General features: G+C 63.8%; 18 protein-coding genes. 3 read left to right on the forward strand and 15 right to left on the reverse strand.

Going from position 1 to position 20,167, the window contains the following annotated elements; all coding sequences use genetic code 11:
* The first annotated feature begins 32 nt into the window (after positions 1-32).
* Entirely contained in the window at positions 33-404 is a 372-nt protein-coding gene (locus EKH80_RS09695; protein ID WP_126684551.1) for a SnoaL-like domain-containing protein, read from the forward strand.
* Positions 405-538: 134 nt separating this feature from the next.
* Here the strand turns inward: EKH80_RS09695 and EKH80_RS09700 are convergent, their stop codons facing one another.
* The 3 genes from EKH80_RS09700 to dtd form a co-directional block, all read right to left on the reverse strand.
* A complete protein-coding gene (locus EKH80_RS09700; RefSeq protein ID WP_126684552.1) occupies positions 539-1,669 on the reverse strand; it encodes an IS481 family transposase in 1,131 nt (376 codons plus the stop codon).
* A gap of 174 nt (positions 1,670-1,843) precedes the next feature.
* Positions 1,844-3,703, reverse strand: coding sequence for an RNA polymerase sigma factor RpoD (rpoD, locus tag EKH80_RS09705; protein ID WP_126684553.1), 1,860 nt, complete (start codon positions 3,701-3,703; stop codon positions 1,844-1,846).
* A gap of 163 nt (positions 3,704-3,866) precedes the next feature.
* A complete protein-coding gene (dtd, locus tag EKH80_RS09710; RefSeq protein WP_126684554.1) occupies positions 3,867-4,307 on the reverse strand; it encodes a D-aminoacyl-tRNA deacylase in 441 nt (146 codons plus the stop codon).
* Positions 4,308-4,546: 239 nt separating this feature from the next.
* On the opposite strand from dtd, the gene EKH80_RS09715 reads away from it, so the two are divergent.
* Complete coding sequence (locus tag EKH80_RS09715) at positions 4,547-5,425, forward strand: LpxL/LpxP family acyltransferase (RefSeq protein ID WP_126684555.1); 879 nt, start codon at positions 4,547-4,549, stop codon at positions 5,423-5,425.
* A 113-nt stretch (positions 5,426-5,538) separates the two neighbouring features.
* Here the strand turns inward: EKH80_RS09715 and EKH80_RS09720 are convergent, their stop codons facing one another.
* The 12 genes from EKH80_RS09720 to def form a co-directional block, all read right to left on the reverse strand.
* A complete protein-coding gene (locus tag EKH80_RS09720; protein ID WP_126684556.1) occupies positions 5,539-5,859 on the reverse strand; it encodes a tetratricopeptide repeat protein in 321 nt (106 codons plus the stop codon).
* Positions 5,856-7,589 carry an ArnT family glycosyltransferase gene (locus EKH80_RS09725; RefSeq protein ID WP_126684557.1) on the reverse strand — a complete coding sequence of 578 codons (1,734 nt, stop codon included), beginning with the start codon at positions 7,587-7,589 and terminating at the stop codon, positions 5,856-5,858. The genes EKH80_RS09720 and EKH80_RS09725 overlap by 4 nt, the downstream gene beginning before the upstream one ends.
* Positions 7,590-7,753: 164 nt before the next feature.
* Positions 7,754-8,779 carry a CDP-glycerol glycerophosphotransferase family protein gene (locus EKH80_RS09730; RefSeq protein WP_126684558.1) on the reverse strand — a complete coding sequence of 342 codons (1,026 nt, stop codon included), beginning with the start codon at positions 8,777-8,779 and terminating at the stop codon, positions 7,754-7,756.
* Positions 8,779-9,594: a glycosyltransferase family 2 protein gene (locus EKH80_RS09735; protein WP_126684559.1), complete on the reverse strand. Its 816-nt coding sequence runs from the start codon at positions 9,592-9,594 to the stop codon at positions 8,779-8,781. The genes EKH80_RS09730 and EKH80_RS09735 overlap by 1 nt, the downstream gene beginning before the upstream one ends.
* Before the next feature lie 9 nt (positions 9,595-9,603).
* Positions 9,604-10,605, reverse strand: a complete 1,002-nt coding sequence (locus tag EKH80_RS09740; RefSeq protein WP_126684560.1) for a glycosyltransferase — start codon at positions 10,603-10,605, stop codon at positions 9,604-9,606.
* A gap of 2 nt (positions 10,606-10,607) precedes the next feature.
* On the reverse strand, positions 10,608-11,861 hold the full coding sequence (locus EKH80_RS09745; protein WP_230473583.1) for an O-antigen ligase family protein: 1,254 nt from the start codon (positions 11,859-11,861) through the stop codon (positions 10,608-10,610).
* A gap of 103 nt (positions 11,862-11,964) precedes the next feature.
* Positions 11,965-12,936 carry a glycosyltransferase gene (locus tag EKH80_RS09750; RefSeq protein WP_126684561.1) on the reverse strand — a complete coding sequence of 324 codons (972 nt, stop codon included), beginning with the start codon at positions 12,934-12,936 and terminating at the stop codon, positions 11,965-11,967.
* 121 nt (positions 12,937-13,057) lie between these two features.
* The gene (locus tag EKH80_RS09755) at positions 13,058-14,179 is read right to left on the reverse strand and encodes a mannosyltransferase family protein (RefSeq protein ID WP_158628801.1); all 1,122 of its coding nucleotides are present in this window, start codon (positions 14,177-14,179) and stop codon (positions 13,058-13,060) included.
* 5 nt (positions 14,180-14,184) lie between these two features.
* On the reverse strand, positions 14,185-15,894 hold the full coding sequence (locus EKH80_RS09760; protein WP_126684563.1) for an ArnT family glycosyltransferase: 1,710 nt from the start codon (positions 15,892-15,894) through the stop codon (positions 14,185-14,187).
* A gap of 143 nt (positions 15,895-16,037) precedes the next feature.
* On the reverse strand, positions 16,038-17,333 hold the full coding sequence (gene rsmB / locus EKH80_RS09765) for a 16S rRNA (cytosine(967)-C(5))-methyltransferase RsmB (RefSeq protein WP_126684564.1): 1,296 nt from the start codon (positions 17,331-17,333) through the stop codon (positions 16,038-16,040).
* Positions 17,330-18,262 (reverse strand): methionyl-tRNA formyltransferase, encoded by a 933-nt coding sequence (gene fmt, locus EKH80_RS09770; protein ID WP_126684565.1) that lies wholly within the window; start codon positions 18,260-18,262, stop codon positions 17,330-17,332. Before fmt ends, rsmB begins: the two co-directional genes overlap by 4 nt.
* Positions 18,259-18,768 (reverse strand): peptide deformylase, encoded by a 510-nt coding sequence (def, locus tag EKH80_RS09775; protein ID WP_126684566.1) that lies wholly within the window; start codon positions 18,766-18,768, stop codon positions 18,259-18,261. Before def ends, fmt begins: the two co-directional genes overlap by 4 nt.
* Positions 18,769-18,962: 194 nt before the next feature.
* Here def and EKH80_RS09780 point away from each other — a divergent pair, with 194 nt between their 5' ends.
* The gene (locus EKH80_RS09780) at positions 18,963-20,117 is read left to right on the forward strand and encodes a LysM peptidoglycan-binding domain-containing protein (protein WP_126684567.1); all 1,155 of its coding nucleotides are present in this window, start codon (positions 18,963-18,965) and stop codon (positions 20,115-20,117) included.
* Positions 20,118-20,167: the final 50 nt, after the last annotated feature.

The raw sequence follows: 20,167 nt of genomic DNA on the forward strand, positions 1-20,167 counted from the left end.
TTAGGTGCCCCTTTCGACGCGGAGGTGGAACCATGAGCACTGAAAAGGTGGCGAAGCGGTTGGTGGAGCTGTGCCGCGAGGGTAAATACGAGCAGGCGCAGCAAGAGCTTTACGCGAAGGATGCGATCAGCATCGAGCCGCAGGAGATGGCGAATGGCCCCATGGGCAATGCCAAGGGATTGAAGGCGATCCTGGAGAAGGGACACCAGTTCATGGAAGCGGTGGAAGCGATCCACCAGAACGAAGTGAGCGAGCCGGTGGTGGCGGATGGCTGGTTCAGTGTGGCGATGCATCTGGATGCCACGATGAAGGGCCGCGGCCGGACGGATATGCGCGAGATCTGCGTGTATCACGTCAAGAACGACAAGATTGTGCAGGAGCAGTTTTTCTACGACATGCATTGAGGTGGTTGGGTGGGGTGAAGCCAACCCGCGATGAACATGAGCATTGCGGCAAGCTCGTACAACCCCACCACAACCCTCCCCTGTGTATGGACCGGGGACATGGGTAACAGGTGTTCGGGGACATGGGTAACAACTTACTCCATGGTGGTGGGCTGGGTCAGATCGACTCGGCCCACCACGTGGTGACAGAAATACACCACATGTTGCCCGTCACACTGAGCATCGGGTTCCAGTGCGACAGGCAGTCCACGCAAGGCATGGGAGATGTGAAAACGTCGCCCCTGAAACTGAATGCGTCCACTGACATCGACCTGGCGCACGGCTAGTTCGGGCGCGTACTCGATGGGTGGTAAATGCTCTGGGTAGGGCCGCTCGCTGGGGCGATAACGTGAAGCGGGCACGTTCATCTGTAAGGCTTGATGCGGACGGTGCTGGTTGTAGAGATCACGATAGGTATCGAACGCCTGCTGGGCATCGACCAAGTCGCGCAGCCCTCGCCGTTGCAGCAGCCCCCGATTGAGCGTGCGATGAAAGCGTTCGTCTTTGCCGTTGGTCTGCGGATGATCAGGCCGTGCGTGCGTCAGGCTAACGCCCAGTTGGATCAGCCACACGCCCAGACGCGTGAGGCGATCCTCGCGATGCATCGTGCCCCAGGGGGAGCCGTTATCGCAGCTGATGCGCCAGGGTAGGCCATAACGCCGAAAGCACTGGATCAGTGGGGCTTGCACATCGTGCAGCGTTTCGCCGGCACACGCGTGCAGCAGCACATTGAAGCGCGAATGGTCATCCAGCAAGGTCAAGGGATGACAGCGCCCGTGGGTCATCGGCACATGCCCTTTGAAGTCCATTTGCCACAGCGCATTGGGTTGAGGATGCTCGAAACGCTGCCAGGGTGTGGCGGCGATCGAGGCCTGCGCCTGAATGCGGCCGTGACGCTGCAAGATCGTGGTGATCGTGCTTACCGCCGGTAGCGTCGCATGCCCGTGATCCTGCAGATACCGCTTGAGCTTGCGGGCACCCCAATCAGGAAATTGGTCGCGCGTGGTCAGCAGCAGTGTTTCGATAGCCTCCTGAGTACGACTGGGTGAAGCGTGGGGACGACGCGACTGATCCTCCAACGGTGCCGGTCGGCCCAGCCACTTATAACCTGTCTTGCGACTGATGCCGTAACGGCGACATAGATCGCTGACGTTCGAACCTGGCTGACGCGCCAAGGCGACAAACTCGTTTCGTAGAGACATGGCACTCCTCGTGTTCCAGGGCATAGGCCACCTCGCTGGGACTCCAGCCAGGTGTAACCCATGTCCCCGAACACTTGTTACCTATGTCCCCGGTCCATACACCCTGCGAGCAGGGGAGGGGCCGATTCGCAGTGAACTAGCGCCAAAAGAAAAGCCCCGCGAGAGCGGGGCTTTTGTTCTGGCAGCGGTTGCCTGGGCTCAGTCGATGTCGAGGAAAGAGCGCAGTTGCTCCGAGCGGCTCGGGTGACGCAGCTTGCGCAGGGCCTTCGCTTCGATCTGGCGGATGCGCTCGCGCGTGACGTCGAACTGCTTGCCGACTTCTTCCAGGGTGTGGTCGGTGTTCATGTCGATGCCGAAGCGCATGCGCAGCACCTTCGCTTCGCGCGGGGTGAGGCCGGCGAGCACGTCGCGCACGGTTTCCACCAGGCCGGTTTCGGTCGCCGAGTCGATCGGCGAGGCGGCGTTGGAGTCCTCGATGAAGTCGCCCAGATGCGAATCCTCGTCGTCGCCGATCGGGGTTTCCATCGAGATCGGTTCCTTGGCGATCTTCAGCACCTTGCGGATCTTGTCCTCCGGCATCTCCATTTCCTTGGACAGCTCTTCAGGCGTCGGCTCACGGCCGAACTGCTGCAGCATCTGGCGCGAGATGCGGTTGAGCTTGTTGATCGTTTCGATCATGTGCACCGGGATGCGGATGGTGCGCGCCTGGTCGGCGATCGAACGGGTGATGGCCTGGCGAATCCACCAGGTGGCATAGGTGGAGAACTTGTAGCCGCGGCGGTATTCGAATTTGTCCACCGCCTTCATCAGGCCGATGTTGCCTTCCTGGATCAGGTCGAGAAACTGCAAGCCGCGGTTGGTGTACTTCTTGGCGATGGAGATCACCAGGCGCAGGTTGGCCTCCACCATTTCCTTCTTGGCGCGGCGGGCCTTGGCCTCGCCCACCGACATGCTGCGGTTGATTTCCTTGATGTCGGTGAGGGGCAGGAACAGCTTCTTTTCGATGTCCTGCAGCTTCTGCTGCTCGGCATCGATCTGTTCGCGGTACTGCTTGATGTTGGGCGACCACTTCTGACGCTTGCGGCCGAGCTCTTCCGCCCATTCGAGGTTGCCCTCGTTGCTGGGGAAGGCTTTCAGGAATTCGGCCTTGGGCATCTTCACGTGCTTGACGAAGACGTCCATCAGCACGCGCTCGTGATGGCGGATATTGCCCACCACCTCACGCAGGCGGCGCACGAAGCTGTCGATCAGCGCGGACGGCAGCTTGAGCTTGAGGAATTCCTCGGCCATCTGCTCGCGCAGCTTGGCTACCTTCTTGTCGTCGATGTCGGTGGCCTTGGCGGCGGCCTTCTGGAACTTGCCGAGGTGGTCGCGCAGCAGTTCCATGCGGCGCTTCACTTCTTCCGGATCGGGACCGCTCGGGCCGGCGTCTTCGTCTTCGCCGCTGGCGCCTTCTTCCTCTTCGTCTTCCTCTTCCAGGTCGGATTCGGCTTCGGCCAGCTCAGCTTCGGCCAGGGCGGCGTCGGCGGCCTGCTCCAGGTCGGCGAAGCCGGCCAGGATTTCGCTGAGGCGGCGCTTGCCGTCCAGATGCTGGTCGTATTCCTCCAGCAGCAGCTCGATGGTCAGCGGGAAGCTGGCCAGCGCGGTCTGCACCTGGGTGAGGCCTTCCTCGATGCGCTTGGCAATGGCGATTTCGCCTTCGCGGGTGAGCAGCTCCACCGTGCCCATCTCGCGCATGTACATGCGCACCGGGTCGGTGGTGCGGCCCACTTCGGAGTCGACGGCCGAGAGCAGGGCCACCGCTTCTTCGGCGGCGGTTTCGTCGTCGGTGGCAACGCCAGGGGCGTTGTCGGCCAGCGGGTCGGCATCGGGGGCGGCATCGTGCACGTCGATGCCCACGCCTTTGAGCACCGCCATGATGTCTTCGATCTGCTCCGGATCGACGATGTCGTCGGGAAGGTGATCGTTGATTTCGGCGTAAGTCAGATAACCCTGCTCCAGGCCTTTGGAGATAAGGGCTTTGATTTCCGACTGTTGCTCGTGGGCTTTGTTGTTCATACCGTCCGCCGCGGGATAGGAACCAATCAGTATAGCGATGTGATGCTTTTTTGACCAGTTTTCAAGAGAAAAATTCGTTTCCATTGGCACGCAAAAATCGCGCCAAATCGCGGATTTGGGCGCCAATGGAAGCGTTCTTTAGAGCAACGTGTTCACCTGGCAGCTAACGCACCTCGAGCCAAAAGGTGACAGGGCCATCGTTGACCAGATGTACCTGCATATGGGCACCGAAGCGCCCAATTTCCACCCTCGGATGCGCTGCGCGTGCCAAGTCCACCAGCCGTTCGAACCAGGTTCGCCCATGCTCAGGCGTAGCGGCGCTGGTGAAGCTGGGGCGCATGCCGGAGCGGGTATCGGCGGCCAGGGTGAACTGGCTGACCAGCAGCAGGCCGCCGCCGGTATCGGTCAGCGAGCGATTCATCTTGCCGGCTTCGTCGGCGAACACGCGATAGCCGAGCAGCCGCTCGACCATCCGCTTCGCCTGCGCCTCGCCGTCGTCCGGCTGCACGGCCACCAGCGCCAGCAGGCCAGGGCCGATGGCGCCTACGGTTTCGTTGTCGACGTCGACGCGGGCGGAGAGCGCGCGCTGGATAAGGGCGATCATGGATGGCTGACGGGCTGGGAATGAAGCGGTAACTCTGCAGGGCGATGCGGGTTGGGTAAAGAGATGGACAGCGATTGACCCATCGCTTGATGAAGCAACGGCAGAAAGCGTCGATGCTTGAGGCGCTCCCTCCCCTACTACACGTAGGGCAGGGGACCGAGCACGCAGGCTTGGAGTATTCGCAATCGCCTCTTCCCTTTACCCTTACGCGTTCGCCCGCCCTGTACGGCACTCTTCGAATGCGTCTCGACATCTACCTGGTCTACCTGCTGCTGCGCCTGTTCGGTCTATTGCCGTTGCGCTGGCTGCAGGGATTCGGCGCACTGCTGGGGCGGCTGGCGTTGCGGCGTGGTGGAAAGATGGCGCGCTATACGGCGGTGAACTTGCAGATCGTGCAGCCGCAGCTGGACGAAAAAGCGCGGAGCGGGCTGGTGCGCGAGGCGCTAGTCGAGGGCGGCAAGTCGATCACCGAGATCGTGAAGATCTGGGGCGCCGGCGCAGAATCGGCGCTCGGGCTGGTGCGGGAAGTGCGCGGCGAGGCGCTGTTCGAGCAGGCGCTGGCTTCCGGCAAGGGCGTGATCATCGCCGCTCCGCACCTGGGTTGCTGGGAGCTGCTCAATTACTGGCTTTGCTACAAGACGCCGATGGCGATTCTCTATCGTCCACCCCGCATTGCCGCGGTGGAGGCGTTGCTGCGCAAAGTGCGCGGCGCACTGGCGCCGGAGCAGGTGCGGGCGGAAGGGGCCGGCGTGCGTGCGTTGTACAAGCGGTTGGCCGCCGGCGGCACGGTGGGCATCCTGCCGGATCAGAAGCCGCGCCAAGGGGAGGGCGAGTTCGCGCCGTTCTTCGGGCGCGAGGCGATGACGATGGTGTTGTTGCCGCGTCTTGCGGCGCGTACCGGCGCAACCGTGTTGTTTGCGTTTGCCGAGCGCCTGCCGCGTGGCGAGGGCTATCGCATCCATTTTTTGCCGGCGCCGGAAGGCCTGGATGATGCGGACCTGCCGCGTGCGTGCGCAGCGCTCAATCGCGGGGTGGAGAGCTGCGTGAAGCTCGCCTTTGCGCAGTATCAATGGCATTACAAGCGGTATTCGGCGGATGACCGGCCGAGTCCGTATTGAGGCTCCGGCAAGGGTGACGTTGGCGCTCGCGTGCGAAGGCTTCGTAGGCTGGGATGGCAATCCCAGCATGGCGCAGCTGCATGCACGGCAATGCTGGGTTTTGCAACGTAAGCCTACGTGCCCTCAATGCGGCGCAGAAATACCGTCATTTCCTTTTCCGCCTGCTTGTCACCACGCTGCTGCGCCACAGCAATGCCTTGCCGCCAGGCCTCGGCTGCGCCAGCTTCGTCGTGCACGGCCAGGCAGGCTTTGCCGAGCAGCTTCCAGGCCGCGGAATAGTGAGGGTCAAACGAAACCGCGTGCCGAAATTCTTCGATCGCTGCCGCGTGATCGCCGGCACCGAGCAGCGCATTGCCCAACGAAAACCGCAGCAGTGCGCCATCACGCGGACCTCCGCATTGCTTGCGCAGGCTGTCGATCAACGTGCTGCTCACGACTGCGGCACGTTTAGCGAAGGGATGGCAGCAGGAAAAACACGCGGCGGCTCCGCCGGCTCCGGCGGGGTGAGGCCCGCCTGCAACATCGCCAACGTCGGCGCCGGCCACACCACCACCCAGGCCGAGCGGAACGGCTGCGCCAGCAAGGCATAGCGCAAGGCCGTGGCATCGAGCTGGTCGGGGTGGGTGATGACCAGGCCGTCCGGATGCTCCAGGGCGAACGTCTGCACCGCCATGCCGTCGCGCAATTCCCCAATCGGCCGGCTCAGCCTGCCGGCGAAATGAAACTGGCCCTCGTAGTTGCCGGCGTAGGCGACAGGGTGACCTGCGCCTTGCGCGTCGGAAATCAGTGCGGTGGCGGGAGCCAGGTCGTACTTGTGCCACAGCGTCAGCGTGAACAGGGTGTTGAGCGCCAGGGCGCCGAGCAGACCGGCGATGGCCACGCGGCGCATTTCACCGCGTCCGCGCAGCAGCAGCAGGCAGCCGAGCAGTAGGAAGCCCACGCTGAAAGTGCGGCTGTACGGCGCGGCGCCTTCCACCCATGCGTTATGGAACGCCTGGCCGGCAGTGACGTACGGCAAGGCAAACAGCAATCCCGCGAAGACGATGCTGGCTACGCCCAGCGGCCAGCTGCCCAGCCAGTATCCCTCGGCGAGTTTGGCGTTTCGTTCGCGCAGCACCGCCATGGCGCCGGCCAGCAGCAGCATCCAGCCACCGAATTCCGGCAGCAGGTAGTACCACTGTTTGCCGCTGATCACCGAAAACAGCAGCAACGTCGGCAACAACCAGCACAGTGCGAAACGGATGCCGCTTTCGAATGGCTTGCGCAACGCGCCGATCGCCACCCATGCGCGTGGCCACGCCGTGAAAGGGAACAGCAGCATCGGCAGCCACACCAGGTACCAGCCGAACCAGTGCGGATGGCTTTGCACGGATTGCGACTGCTGGGCGTTGTTCACGACGCGTCCGGCGGTCTGGGTGAAGAACAGGCGATGCTGATAAGCCTCGCCGCCGGCAAAGCCGGCCGGAATCGCCCACGCCAACAGCATGGCGAAGCCAAGCAGCAAGGCCAGCACGCCACGCCCATACCAGCGTGCGCGATGCTCGCGCGCCCAGTCGCTCCACAGCGGGCCCAACAGCCACGGGAACAGTAAGTGCAGCATCATCACCGGCCCCTTGGTGAGCAGGCCCGCACCGGTCAGCACGCCGAACAGCAGCCAGCGCGGTTCGGTGCGGCGCAGCGTCGGCGTGAGGCACAGCAAGGCGCCCAGCACGCAATCGGCCAGCAGCACTTCGTACATGACCTGCAGGCCGAACAGGAAGGCATAGGACAAGGCCAGCAGCATCCACGGCGCGGCTTTTTGCACCCATGGACGAGCCGGAAACAAGCGACCTGCAAGCACCGACAACTGCACCAGCTGGACGCCGCCAAAGATCACTTCCAGCACGCGCGGCCACACGTCGTTCACGCCGGACACGAGCCAGCCGGCATGGATCAGCCAGAACAGCAGCGGCACCTTTTCGCTGTAGGGCTCGCCGTTGATGTGCGGCACCAGCCAGTTGTGGTCGCGCCACATCTCCCACGCCACGGCGAGGGTGCGGGTGGAGTACAGCGGCATCGGACCGTGCGAGAAGATCGCCACTAGCGCCACCACGGTCCACAGCGGCAGCCAGGGCCACAGGCTGCGCAGGACTTCGGAGCGGCGGTAGGTGTTGGATGTGGCCACGGCGGGCGCCTTGGGGTGACGGTGGGCGGATTCTAGCCGGTTGGTCTTCGCTGGCCCTTACCAGCAGTGCCAAAATCGGTAGGCTGGGTTGCGAAACCCAGCATTGCCATGCAGGTGGCATCGCGATGCTGGGATGGTCATCCCAGCCTACGCAGGCTAGGAGATTAGGCCGGGCCCCAATAGCCGATACGCTTGCGCAGCCTGAATTTCCGCCACCAGTTGCGCGGCTTGCGCTTGCGGTTGCGCCCGCCCGCGGCGATGAAAGCATCGATCGCCGCCAGCACGCGTTCGCTGGAGCGCCCATCGCGATACGGATGGATCGCTTCGCCGAAGTCCTTGATCGCCTGCATCAAGTCCGGCGGACGCGACAGGGCGCGCTCGATCGCCGGTTCGAATTGGGCCGCTTCGTGGATATCGATCAGCTGCGGTCCCGGCGCACGGTTCTTGAACGTCACCACCGGCTTGCCGGTGAGCAGGAACTCGCTCAGCGCGGAGGAGGTGTCCGAGCACATCATGTCGACCTGCGGGAACAGCTCCAGGATGTTGTCGTTTTCGGCGAAGCTCAGGTACTCGTTCTGAAGCGCCTTGTACTTGGCCACCGTCGCCGGCTCCATCTTGGGATGGAAGGAGACGATCCAACGCCAGCGGCCGTCGCGCGAAAGACGCTTCACTTCTTCGTACAAGGTCTCCGCCGCGCTCCATGAGGGCGAGAACGTGGAGTGGTAGAGAATCACCGGCGGTGTGCGCACGGGCGGCAGCGCACCGGCGATCTCATGCATGAAGGGGTCGAGCTTGGGCCAGCCGGTTTCGGTGACGGCGAAATGGCCGAGCTTCTGCGCGAGCGCACCGAAGGGCCGCGTGTCGCGCGGGCCGGTGGTGCAATACAGGTCGAAGAAGCCACGGATATAGATGTGTTTGGGCTTGCCCGCATTGAAGCCGTGGAACACTTCCACCTTTATGCCCGGAAAGAAATGCGGCAGGTGGTTGCCCGGCGTGACCACCGCGATCGGCTTCCACTGGCGCACTTCCTGCACGCTGAGCAGGCGCTCGCCTTCGACCAGATCCTCCGCGCCGGGGCCGTCGAAGAACCAGGCGGTTTCGTCGCCGCGCGCGCGGATCGCTTGCTGCAGCGGGCGCAGGATGGCCAGCGCGTAGCGTTCGGATCCGTACAGAAGATAGTGTTTGGGCATCAATGATCCAGGCCACTACGGGTCAGGGCCGCCGCCGCGGTTTCGCGGGAAGCGGGATTCACGCGCATTTCGTAATAGCGCATGCGTTTGTAGGCGGCGTAGCTGGCGGCGGTTTGCGCGATCACATAGCCGCGCCAGCCGTCCAGGAACCCCAGGCGCAGCACATAGTCCTTGAGAAACGACAGCGCAAACACGAACGGCAGCTGCCACATGCGGGCGGACTTGTCCTTGTCCAGCCAGTCGCGGCACTTCAGTTCGGAATACAGCAGCACCTTGAGCTGCTTCTCCACCAGGCTGGGGTTGTTGTCGTGCAGGAACGGCGCGTGGAAGGTAGGTGACGCCCCCTTGAACTGCAGCGATTCGTGCACGCGCACGTCGCTCCAGCGGGCACGCTCGCGATGGTAGAAGCGCGCCATCTTTTCGCCGACGGCCGGGCGATACCAGCTCATCGGCCGGCCCATGTAGATCAGATGCCGGCGCAGGATCGCCGCCGCAGCGTCGCTTTCCATCAAGGCGGGCAGCCGTCGCTGCAGTTCGTCTGCCAGTTCCGGCGTCAGGTACTCATCCGCATCCAGCACCAGCATCCAAGGATGGCTGCACTGGGTGGCGGCAAAGTTGCGCTGCGGTCCGAAGCCCAGCCAATCCTGGTGGACCACGCGTGCGCCGTGGGCTCGGGCAATGGCCACCGTGTCGTCGGTGCTGCCGCTGTCCACCACCAGTTTTTCCGCGGCGAAGGGCACGCTTTCCAGGCAGCGCGCGATTTTTTGCGCCTCGTTGCGGGTGATCACAACGAGCGTGAAGGGTAGGGTCGGCATGCCGCGATCTTACAGCAGCGGCTGCAGCGCATCCGCCAGACGGGACTGGAAGCCTTGGTTGTTGGCAAGAAACCAGCTGCGTGCCCGCTGTTGCATGGCGGAGCGCTCGGCGTCCGGCATGGCGATGATTCGCTCGATCGCCGCCTCCAGCGAGGCTTCATCGAACAGGTAGCGACGTGCCGCATTTTGCGGGCCGGCATCCTGCGCCTGCACCAGCAAGCCGCGGTCGGGCCGCACCAGTTCGTTCATGGGTTGGCCGTCGCAAGTCAAGACCACGGCGCCGCAACCCATCGCTTCGACGATGTAATGCCCCCAGCCTTCCGCTTCGGACAGGCACAGGTGATAGATGCAGCGGTTCTGTAGCTGGGCGATTTCAGCGATGTCACGCGGATAGCCGACACGGTGATCCAGGTTCTGCGCGGAGTGGCCTTCGACCACGACGGCGGTGTCCGGCGATTGCTGCACGATCAGGCGAGGCCATTCCGGGTGGCGGCGCCATACGGCCAGCAGGCGCTCGGTGCCTTTCATGCGACTGGCGCCGGCCAGATGCAGAAACATCGGTTCGCGTTGTGCCTCAGGATCATGGCGATCCACGCTCAGGAAGCCGATATAGGTCGCCGGATGGCCCCAGGCCTGGATGGTGGTGGTGGCCGAATGGGTCTTGGTGAAGACGGCATCGAAATGGTCAAGCCAGCGACGATCGCGCTGGGAAAGCCACTCGGGATTGGGTATCAGCACATTGCGACGCGCCAGCTTGAGGAAGGCCGGCCGTACGTGTTCGAGAAAGATGTTGACGTCGAGCCGGCGTGGTTTGCGTCCGGCGCTCAGCAGCCAGCGCAGCAGCATCTTGAGGCGCAACGAGCGAGCTTTCCACGCGCCGTGCTTGCGTTTGGGGCCGGCGTCGGCCAGCGTCACTTGGTGTCCCAGCGCCTCCAGCGCCTGCCGCAGCAGGCGCAAGTCATGCGTCATGCCCCGGTTGTTGTCCCAAGCAATGAGGTTGATGTGCGCCATGGTCAGGACTGCGCGGCTGCGTTTCGTTGCCTTGCCACCAGCACGGCAAGCCCGGTGATCAGCAGGAAATACAGCGAGTGCGGCATGGCGCGATAAAATACGTTATCGGTCAAGGCGCACAAGGCGTAAATCCCGCTTGCCGCGAATCCGCACATGGCCGCCGCCGCCGTGTCTTCCCTGGCTGCCAGCACGTTGAAAAGGAAATAAACCAACGGTACGTACAGCACCAGCAAGATGACGATCAGCCCCGGCAGCCCGCCGGTGGCGGCAGCTTCCAGGTATTCGTTGTGAGCGTGCTCGTATTGCACGATGGCATCATCGCTGTGGTGCGACTTCACCTGCTCACGCACGTATTGCCCGAATCGCCCGGAGCCGACGCCGGCAACGGGATGCTCCACGAAAGCCTGCTTGGCGGTGCGCCACAGCTCCAGCCGCTCGCCCACCGACCCCACGGTTTCATGCGCATGGTCGTAGCTGCTCGCCTCGGTATGCCCCTGGACGAACCGTTCCAGGATTTGCGGTTGCACGAAGGTCGCCACCAGGGTCACACCGGCAAGCAGCAGGCTGATCACGGTGACGGTGCGCCGCCATTGGCCAACACGCTTGCCGTGTATCAGCATCAACACGACGAATACCGCGAGAAAGGCCAGCAGAGGGCCCCGGCTCTGACTCAGCAACGCCCCATACACGGCCAGGCCTGCGCCCAATGCGTGCACCGCTTTTTCCGGCCAGGAAGTCTGCTTGCGCAGCAGCTGGACAATGGCGAGCAAGGCCAGCACCAGCAGGAACATGGCAAATTCAATCGCGCCCCATTCGCCATTGTTGAGCCCGTAGGGGCGTTCGATGCCGGTCACGTAATGCTGCATGACGCTGGTGCCGCCCAACAGGCAGGCGGTGAGGCTGAAGCCCAGCCACACCAGGTTCCAACGCAACGGCAGCGCAAACACGGCGGCCATGCCCAGGAACAGCAGCTCCTGGCCCTCAAGGTCGAACGCCGCCCAGCCGGAGCGATGGCTGAGGATGTTGAGTGCCGAGTAAAGAATGTTGAGCACGCAAACCAGCATGACGATGCCGGCCCCGCGGTAGACGCGCCGGAGGTCCTGGCGCATCGCCAGCAGCACCAACCCGCTTACCCATAGTGCGGCGATCAGGAGCACCTTCGCCTTGTAGGGCACGGCAAAACATAGCGGCATGCTGGCCAGCAGGATGGACAGCGTCCAATAGCGCTTCTGGCTGTAGGGGGACTGTTCGTGCACGCGTGGGCTCTGGATGAGGAGGCGTTAAGCTAGATGAAGAAGGCTGACTGGAGCATGGCTGTAACGTCTGGCTGTGCGGAAAGCCGGGATGGTCATCCTAAGCCTACGCAATCAGAGCCTCGCTCAGCCGTTTCGGAAACGCGCCGACCTCGTTCTCGTACCAGTTGCGGGCGGCTTTGCCCAGCATTTGGGCCTGCGCGTCTGTCATGGCAATGCAGCGCTCGATCGCCGCCGCCATTTCTTGCGCCTCGAAGCCATACCGGTCAGCAAGATCCTGCTGACCGCACTTTCGTGCCGGCACCAGGATACCGCGTCCAGGGGCGATGAGTTCGTGCATGGGTTCCGCATCCAGGGTGATCACCACCGCCGCGCAGCTCATCGCTTCCACGATGTAGTGCCCGTAACCTTCGGTTTGCGACGGGCATAGATGAAAGCGATGCGCGTTCTGCAGGCGACGATAGGCGTCGTCATCGAGGTGATGATTGATCAACTTGACGTTGGCCGGTATCTCGATCGCTTCGGTGCGCTTGCGCCGCCATACCACCGTCAGGACCGGCCACTTGGGGTGTTGAGCCCATAGTTCCAGCAGCGCCTGCGTACCCTTGTTGTTGCTGCGTCCCGGTCCATGGAAAAAACTGTTTTGGCGCGGAATATCGCTGCGCAGGCAATCCATGCTGGCAAATCCGATGTAGCGCACCGGCATGCCGAGCGCCTGGAACAGCCGCTCGGCATGGCGAGTCTTCACCCACACCGTGTCGATGGTCTTGAGGGCTGCGCGATCGCGCGGGCGAAAGTATTCCGGATTGGGAATCAACACATTGCGTCGCGCTGCGCGCGCGAACTCCGGCCGAATGCGTTCGAGCATGATGTTGAGATCGAAAGCGGGAGGGCGGCCCATGAGGCGCAAGCGGGTCCCCCATTCGGCCAGGCGGCCTCGATGTGGCAGGGCGGATGCGGTCACGTCTGCTTCGGCGCGAGCCAGGTTGCGGGTGAGCAAAGCCAGATCGCGGCTGAGGCCCGCGCCATTGTCGCGACCGATCACCTGGCAGCGGATCGCTTGGGAACGATTCGGCACTTAAGTTACGACTCCAGGTAGATCTGCCGGTAAGGGTCACCGACGGCAGGATGGAAGGCATACCAGGCCAGCACCGCGTAAAACGCGAGCAGCGCCAGAATGAGCAGGGGATAGAGTCGCTTCATGTGGTCCAGGATTTCCCCATCATCCAGGCGATGTACATGTACACCATCCCGGCGGCGAACAAAGGGATCAGCGCCAGGCGCGCGGCACGCCACTTCATTGCTTGCGCCAGCAGCAACAGCAGGGGCGCCTGCCACCAGATGTAACGAGGCATCGACTGCAGTCCGGACGATAGCGGAATCAGCAGGCTGACCAGCGAGAACACGCCCAGTGCCGCATCCTGCATGGCGATCAACAGCAACGCGGCGACTACCGCCGTAAGCGACATCAGCGCCCAGTCCAGGTGGATGGTGCCCTGGCGGATGCCAGCCGCAATCACCGTCAGTGGGTTGCCGAAGTTGCGCCCCCACGCCTTTTGCACATGGAGAAAAGCGAGCGCGTCACCCATGCGGTGGTAAAGATGAAACATGAACAGGCCCAGCCCCAAGGGGATCAACAAGCCGCCAAGCACGATTTCCTTGCGCTGTTCCCAATTGGCTGTGCGCAGGCTTTGCAGGGCAACCAGCGCATAAGGCAGGGTGGCCAGGATTCCCGGGGCGCGTGAGGCCGATAGCAGCATGCCGACCAGGCCGCAGGCCAGGAAGCGCCGATCCTTGAGAAGCAGGAAGAAGACCGAGGTCAGCAGCAGGAACAGCGGTTCGGTATAGCCGCTGTTGCCGTACACGGCATAAGGGCTCAGCGTAACGATCAGCGCCGGGTACAGGGCCGGCAACGTGTTGCTGTATTTCCTGGCAAACAGGATGAAAGCGTAGATCGAGCCGAGGAAGAGCAGTTTTCCCAACAGGACGGCCACGAGTGGCGCGGGGCTTGCCGTCAACGCAACCCCGGCGCGTATCAGCAGCGGAAACAAAGGAAAGAACGCCCAGTTCTCCATGTGGTCGCTGGTCGTCACCGCAGCCGGGTAACCCTGCTCGGCCAGTGCGACATAGCGCAGGCAGTCCCAGTGGCAGATATCCAGCACGCTGTGATGGTAGACGACTGCTATTCCCCACTCGATGAGCTGGTGAAGCAGGAACAAACCCAGGGCAAGCATCCCTGCTTCCCACTGGATTGCGGAGTTCGGACGCACGGTGCCTGGCTTGTTCCCGATGCGATACAACAGCTGCTGGATTCCGGGCATGTGCATCATTCCGCTTCGTCGTTGTCGTTCGTCGGCACACAGCCGGCGATCACCGCATCGGCCTTGAACAGCCACCAATCACGCCGATTCGCGTGGCCAACGTCGATGGCCTTGCTGCGGTCCACGCAGCGGCCCATGGCCGGCTCCTGCACGAACAGCCAGCGCGTGGCAGGCGCAGCTGCCTGCCATTGCACCGCGAGCACGAACTGCCGGGCGGATGGCGCGCTGAAGCCGAAATCCACCGCGTGCCGGTCGAGCATCAGCATGTTCTGCTCTTTCCAGTCGACCAGGCCGATTTCATCTTGCGCAGCGAGGTGTGCGCCGACGCGATTCATCAAGCCGGCCGACGAACTGCTGTCGTCGAGCAAGGGGTAAGCCCACAGGCCCCATACCATCCACAACGCGAACAAGCCGCCGGCGATGGCATAGTGCACGCGGCGCAAACGGAAAATCGCCAGCGCGAGCCATTGTGCGGCACCGATCACGATGCACATCCACCACAAGCTGTCGGCCGGACCGTCGAAACCGCGATCGTAAGCGAGCTTGGCAGCGAACGCCGGATGCGTAGCCAGTGCGTAAATACCCAGGCCCAGCATGCAGCCGCCGATCAACAGCAGGAAGCTGGCGCCGAGCGCGCGCAGCCATCGTTGCGCGAGCATTTCTTCGAGATAGGGTGCGGTGATCAGCGCCAGCATCGGCACGATCGGCAGGATGTACACGTCGCGCTTGCCGCCCGAGGCGCTGAAGAACAGCAGCGTGAGCACGATCCAGCCCAGCGGCAGCAGGATGCGTGCGTCCTTCGCCTTCAGCGCCTGCCACCAGCGCGGCAATGTGCCGGGATAGGTAAGCGACAGCGGCAACCAGTTGTAGACCATCAGCGGCAAATAGAACAACGGCCCGTGCAGGTGGTGCCAGGCATTCGCGTAGCGGTGCGCGGTCTGCTTGAGCAGGATGTTGCCCACATAGGCCGCATAGACGGGGTCCCCGGCATGGGCGCGGGCGGCCAGCAGCATCGGCATCAGCCACAGGTCGATGGCCGCCAGCAGAGCCACCAGGCCAAGCAGCCAGCGCCACCACTTGCCGTTGTCGATCGTCGCGATGCCATCCCAGCGGCGTAGCGCAGCCCATAGATAGGGCAGCAGCATCAGCAGCGCCAGAAAGCCCACGCCTTTGGTGATCACGCCCAGGCCCGCGCAGAAGCAGCCGAACCAATACAGTGGCCAGTTGGGACCGCACAACAGGTGTCGCAGCAGGCCCCAGTTCGCGGCGGTGATGAAGAACACCACCAGCGGATCGATCTGCGCACGCTTGGCCTGGAACACGAACTGGATGCACATCAGCGCGGCCAGCGCCGCGTACCGGCCGACCTTGGGGTTCCACAAGCGCAGCCCTAAGTCGTAGATCAGCCACAGCGTGCCAAGTGCAGTGAGGAACGAGGGCAACATGAAGGCAACGCGCCAGCTGCGGGTCAGTTCGAAGCTGGCCGCCTCCAGCCACAACAGCATCGGCGGCTTGTCGGCATACAGCTCGACGCCGCGGTGTGGGAACAGCCAGTCGCTGCTTTCCACCATCTGCCTGGCCGCCAGCGTGTAGCGAGGTTCGTCGGAGGGCCAGGGATGGCGCAGGCCGATACCGATGCCCAGCAGCAGGATGGCGAACAACGCGAGCAGCCAGAATTGGCGGCGGTCCTGGGCGGTAACAGCGAGGTTCGACATGCACGCGTCCGAATTCTTACCCTCCCCCTGCCGGCAGGGGGAGGATGGGAGGAAGGTGTCCGAGCTTGCCGCAAGGCGTGAGAGCTCCGTCCCACCCCACCCCTGCACGCAGAGGTGGGCCAAGTTTGCGGCGTGCGCCGGCGCTACCGACGTTCAAGCACGGCATAGTACATGCCGTCGAGATCGCCATCGCCTGGAAGGATCTGCCAGCCGACGGTAGCGGCTTGTCCGACCGGCAGCTGCACCGGCAGCACCTGCGCGTCCCCGTGGCTGGCGAGAAACTGTTCGACTACGGCTTCATTCTCGCCGCGCAGCAACGAGCAGGTGACATAAACCAGCCTTCCACCCGCAGCAAGCAGCGGCCACAGTGCAACAAGAATTCGTTGCTGTTGCATGACCAGCGCCTCGATGTCGCTGGCGCGCCGGTGCAGGCGCACGTCCGGGCGGCGGCGCAACACGCCGGTGGCGGAGCAGGGGGCGTCGATCAGAATGCGGTCGTAAGGCTGGGCATCCCACCACGAGGATGGCTCGGCCGCGTCGCCGATGCGCAAATTCGCCTGCAGGCCGAGCCGCTCCAGGTTCTGGCGAATTCGCGTAGCGCGGCTGCCGTCAAATTCCACTGCGGTCAGCACAATGTCCGCACGCTCCAGCAAATGACAGGCTTTGCCGCCCGGCGCGGCGCAGGCGTCCAGCACGCGCTGGCCGTCACGCACGTCGAGCAGATCGGCAGCCACTTGCGCGGCGCCATCCTGCACGGCGAACTGTCCTTGCGTGAAACCAGGCATGCGCGTGACGTCGCTGCTGTGCGGCAGCACGATGCCATCGGCCAGCCACGGATGCGCTGCAGCGTTGTAACCGGCGCAAAGCAGTTGTTCGATCAGAGCCTCGCGCGAGGTCCGGCGGCGATTGGCCCGCAGCATGAGCGGTGGCTCGCGGCCGCTGTCGGCGAACACGGCATCGGCCTGCTCGGGCCAATCGGTCGCCACGGCCCGCACCAGCCAGGGGGGCATTGCATGACGCGTTTGCGGCTGCGCGTCCAATTCGGCCAGTAAGCTGGCCCGCTCGCGCTGCCAGCGGCGCAACACGGCATTGGCCAGGCCGGCCAGGCGTGGGCGATTGAGCGCGCGGGTCGCTTCCACGGTGGCGGCGACGGCGGCGTAATCCTGCAGTTGAAGAATTTCCAGCTGCACCAGGCCCAGCACCAGCAGCGCATGGACCTCGGGCTCCTTGCGGCGCAGCGGCTTGTCCAGCAGACGATCGAGCGCGGCATCGAAGCGCAGCCACCAGCGGGCACCGTCGCTCAGCAAGGCGGTGAGCAACGCGCGATCGCGTGGATCGCGTAACTTCGGCGCGCGTTGCTCCATGGCGTCGCGTAGCGATACGCCACGCAATGCGATATCCGCCAGCGCCTGCGCGGCAAGGGCTCGCGTGTCGTTCATCGTGCGCTGCGCAGTTCGGGGCGGGCGTTGAGGTAATCGGCTGAGGTGATGCGTTTGCCGCCGGCACGTTGCAGCGCTGTCACGCGCAGCAGGCCTTCACCGCAAACGATGTCGATCCCGTCGCGTTGAGCGGCGGCCACGCTGCCGGGCGCAGCATGGTGCGATTGATCGATGCAATGCGCAGCCCATATGCGTACGTTCTCGCCCGCCACTTCAGCTTCGGCCACCGGCCATGGATCGAAGGCGCGTACTTGTCGCTCAAGCGCCAACGCGGGGCGCGAGAAATCGAGCCGTGCCTCGGCTTTTTCCAGCTTGTGCGCATACATCACGCCGCTCTCGGATTGCGGCGTGGCCGGCAGCGTTTCGCCCGCGAGGGTGCGGCGCAAGCCTTCGGCGAGCACATCGGCGCCCAGCAGCGACAGCCGGTCATGCAGCGAGCCGCCAGTGTCCTCCTGGGTGATCGGCGTGAAGCGCTCGAGCAGCACCGGGCCGGTGTCGAGACCGGCTTCCATCTGCATCAGGCCGACGCCGGTTTCGCCGTCGCCGGCCAGGATCGCGCGTTGGATTGGCGCGGCGCCACGCCAGCGCGGCAGCCGGCTGGCGTGCACGTTCCAGCAACCGAGGCGCGGAATCGCCAGCACCTTGCGCGAGAGGATCAAGCCGTAGGCGACCACTACCATCAGGTCCGGTCGATAGGCTTCCAGTGTGGCTCGCGCCTCGGCAGTCTTCAGCGTTACCGGCTGGTCGACCGGGATGCCGGCGGCCAATGCAGCCTGCTTCACGGGGCTGGGCGTGAGCTTGCGCCCACGACCAGCTGGGCGGTCCGGCTGGGTATAGACGGCCACGACCTCGGCACCACTGGCGCGGCAGGCTTCGAGGCAGGGGACGGAAAATTCCGGGGTGCCGGCAAAAACGATCCTGAGGCTCACGCGTTCGCGGCCTGCTTGCGCTGTTTCTCCAGGCGCTTGAGCAGGATCGAGCGCTTCAGCGGCGACAGGTAGTCGACGAACACCTTGCCGGCCAGGTGGTCCATCTCATGCTGGATGCACACGGCCAGCGGGCCTTCCACTTCCAGTTCGAAGGTTTTGCCTTGCGCGTCCTGTGCGCGCACTTTCACCTTCAGCGCCCGGGTCACGTCGGCGAAGATGCCGGGGAAGGACAGGCAGCCTTCCTGGTACACCTGGGTGCCGTCTTTCTCGAGGATCTCCGGGTTGACCAGGGCCAGCGGCTGGTCGCGCTCCTCGCTCATGTCCGCCACCAGTACGCGCTTGTGCACGTTGACCTGGGTGGCGGCCAGACCTACGCCGTTGGCGGCGTACATCGTCTCGAACATGTCATCGATGAACTGCTTCAATGCAGCATCGAACTCGGTCACCGGGGCGGCCTTGGTGCGCAGGCGCGGGTCGGGAAATTCAAGGATGGTCAGGACGGACATGGCAGAACTACCTTTCAGACGCCGGAAATGCGGGCGAATTGGTAAAAAGCCAGCCCGGCCGCAGTCTAGAATGTGGTTATTGTACGTGCTTCAACATGCTGTCGGCGCACGAATTTGCCAACTGACGCGTGTTGCTTGGATTAATGCTTCGGTTACACTCGCCCCAGCGTAGGGGGAGTGGGGGATTCCCGTTTATGATCAGAAAGTCCATTGGGCTGCTGGCTGGCATGCTGGTTACCGTGGCCGTCTATGCGGCCGGTGCTCAGCTTCGCGCCGATCACCCCGACAACTACACCGTGCACCGCGGCGATACGCTGTGGAGCATTTCCGGGCGCTTCCTGTCCAAGCCCTGGCTGTGGCCGGAAATCTGGCAGGCCAACCCGCAGGTGCGCAATCCGCACCTGATCTATCCGGGCGACGTGCTGGACCTGTCCTTCGTCAACGGCGGGCCGGCGCTGCGCCTGGAGCCGTCGGCGCGCCATGAGGGCGAGGCCATCCCCGCCGTTCCGCTGGACAAGATCAAGCCGTCCCTGCGGGATTCGCGCGTGGTCGATCCGAACGAGGTGGACAATGCCCCCTACGTGATGGGCTTCGAAGAAGCCGACATCGCCGGTACCCCGGGGCGCAATATCTACGTGCGCAAGCTCAATGCCCAGCCGGGCCAGCGCTGGGCGATCGTGCGCCCCACGCACATGTTCCGCACCCACGGCGGCGATCAGGCCCAGCAGAGCGATGAAATGTCGGCCAACGTCACCGACTCCGACGTCGCCACCCAGGAAACGCCGTGGATCGAGGAATGGCCCACCGAGCTCAACAAGGAGGTCACTCCCGAGCACTACTACAAGCACGGCGATGTGCTGGGCATGGAAGTGGCGGTCATCGGTGATGCGGAGGTGCTGCGCGGCGGCGATCCGGCCACCCTGCTGGTGCTGAACTCGACCATGGAAATCCGCGCCGGCGACCGCCTGATGCCGGTCGACGACAATCCTTACGACCCCTACTACTACCCGCATCCGCCCAAGAACCTGCCGGAAAACGGCCGCGTGATCGCCTTTGCGCAGGAGCGCACCAGCCAGGTCGGCCCCTACGATGTGGTGGTGCTGTCAGTGGGCTCGAAGGACGGTGTGGACAACGGCACGACCTACGCGCTGTGGCAGCCGGGCGAAAAGGTGCCCGACGACGTCAACCACAGCAGCTGGCTTCGCAGCAGCCACAAGTGGGTGACCCTGCCCGACGAGTACGTCGGCCATGTGATGGTCTTCCGCACCTTCGACCGGGTCAGCTACGCCCTGGTCATGGATGGACTCAAGCCGGTGCGTAAGGGCGCGCGCGTCAGGCTGCCAGAATAAATTCCCGACAAAGCTCACAGCACGGCGCGGTAATCCCGCGCCGTGCCAGT

This window comes from Dyella choica (assembly GCF_003977665.1).
Classification (GTDB): Bacteria; Pseudomonadota; Gammaproteobacteria; order Xanthomonadales; family Rhodanobacteraceae; genus Dyella_B; species Dyella_B choica.